This window comes from Streptomyces murinus (assembly GCF_002154555.1).
GTDB classification, from domain to species: domain Bacteria; phylum Actinomycetota; class Actinomycetes; order Streptomycetales; family Streptomycetaceae; genus Streptomyces; species Streptomyces murinus.
Genome location: NZ_MUNF01000864.1, coordinates 1 through 2,119 on the forward strand (window position 1 = coordinate 1; position 2,119 = coordinate 2,119).

2 protein-coding genes are annotated in these 2,119 nt (G+C 72.1%); both read right to left on the reverse strand.

All coding sequences use genetic code 11. From position 1 onward, the window contains the following. Window positions 1-75 precede the first annotated feature (75 nt). Window positions 76-1,218: an acyl-CoA dehydrogenase family protein gene (locus tag CCN72_RS35995; RefSeq protein ID WP_086812570.1), complete on the reverse strand. Its 1,143-nt coding sequence runs from the start codon at window positions 1,216-1,218 to the stop codon at window positions 76-78. Between the two features lie 51 nt (window positions 1,219-1,269). After that, the coding region (locus tag CCN72_RS36000; RefSeq protein WP_086812572.1) for an SDR family oxidoreductase at window positions 1,270-2,119 on the reverse strand (850 nt) is incomplete at its 5' end.

Below are 2,119 nucleotides of genomic sequence, written 5' to 3' on the forward strand. Positions count from 1 at the left end.
CGCCAGGACCCGGCTCCCGTACCGCCAGATCGTCCACGACCCGCACCCACCGGCCGTCGAACACCACACCCCGCATCACCCGACCCCCTTCGGCTCCCTGGGCAACCCGAGCACACGCTCGGCGATGATCGTGCGCTGGATCTGGTCCGAGCCGCCGTAGATGGTGTCGGCCCGGGAGAAGAGGAACAGCTGCTGGTCCGCGTCGATCCGGTACGGCTCCTCGGCCGACCACTCCCCGGGCCCCACCCCCGCCTCCGCGCCCCGCACCTGTACGGCCAACTCTCCCAGCCTCTGGTGCCAGTTGGCCCACAGCAGCTTGGCGACGCTGGGCGCGGCGGGCTCGTCCGCCCCGCCCAGGGTGCGCAGGGCGTGCCAGCGCATGGTGCGCAGCTCCGCCCACTGGCGTACGAGCCGGTCCCGGATCAGCGGGTCGCGCACGGCACCGCCGCGTACGGCCGCCTCCACGACCCCCCGCAACTCCTCCGCGAACCCGATCTGTTGGGCCAGCGTGGACACCCCCCGCTCGAAGCCGAGCAGGCTCATCGCCACGCGCCATCCGTCGCCCTCCGCGCCGACGACATGCTCCGCCCTGGCGCCGTCGAAGAAGACCTCGTTGAAGTCACTGGTCCCGGTCAGCTGCCGGATCGGCCGCACCTCGATACGGCCCGGCTGGTCCATCGGCACGAGCAGGAAACTCAGCCCGTGATGCCGCCGCGACCCCTCCTCGGTGCGCGCCAGCACGAAGCACCAGTCGGCCTCCTGTGCGAGGGAGGTCCAGATCTTCTGCCCGGTGACCCGGTGGTGGTCCCCTTCGCGTACGGCCTTCGTCCGCACCGCCGCGAGATCGGAACCGGCGCCGGGCTCGCTGTACCCCTGGCACCACAGCTCTTCCCCGGCCGCGACGGGCGGCAGGAAGCGCCGCTTCTGCTCCTCGGTGCCGTGCTGGATCAGCGTGGGCGCGAACAGGTTCTCCCCGATGTGCCCCGACCTGGGCGGCGCTCCGGAGCGGGCGTACTCCTCGGCCCAGACGACCTGCTCGGTGAGCGACCCGGTCCGGTTTCCGTACCCGCCCTCCGTCCAACCGAGCCCGATCCAGCCGTCTTTGCCGAGGGTCCGTTCCCAGTCCCCGCGGCCGACCGCAGGATCGACATGGCCCGCGAGCCACTCCCGCGCCTCACCTCGAAAGGCTTCGTCCTCTTCGCTGAACCCGAAATCCATACGACCCGCCTCCATTCAGACACCGGGACCGGCAGTGCCCCTCCAGCGGCGCTATCGGGCGTTCGGCCGCGCCCCCGACCTCGCCGCCTCCTCCATCTCCGAAAGCCGGGACAGCATCGGCATCGGATCCACCCCCACCGCCCCCGGCAGGAACTCCGCTATCCGCTCCGGCGTCCAGGACCCACCCTCGGCATACGCCGAGCGCAGCTCACACGGCTGGGCCCACACCGCGATCTTCGGCCCCGCCACCGAGTACACCTGCCCGGTGATCCCCTCCTCCGCCGCCCGGTCCGAGAGCAGGTACACCACCAGCGCCGCCACATCCTCCGCCGACCCCATCCCGGCCAGCTCCATGGGCACGTTGGCCGACATCCGCGTCCGCGCCACCGGCGCCACCGCGTTGGCCGTCACCCCGTACTTGTGCAGGCCCAGCGCCGCGCTGCGGACCAGCGAGATGATCCCGCCCTTGGCCGCGCTGTAGTTGGCCTGGGACACGGAGCCCTGGTGGTTCCCGCTGGTGAATCCGATCAGCGTCCCGGACCGCTGGCGCCGCATCACCGCGGCGGCCGCCCGGAAGACGGTGAACGTGCCCTTGAGATGGGTCGCGATGACCGGGTCCCACTCCTCCTCGGTCATGTTGAACAGCATCCGCTCGCGCAGGATCCCGGCGACGCACACCACCCCGTCGAGCCGCCCGTACGCGCCCACCGCCGTGTCCACGACCCGCTGTCCGCCCGCCATCGTGGAGATGTCGTCGGCGACCGCGACCGCCTCCCCGCCCGCCGCCTCGATCTCCTTCACGACGGCCTCGGCGACCTCGCTGCTGGGCGCGGTGCCGTCCGTGGCGACGCCGTAGTCGTTGACGACGACCCTCGCCCCCTCCCGCGCCCAGCAGCGAGGT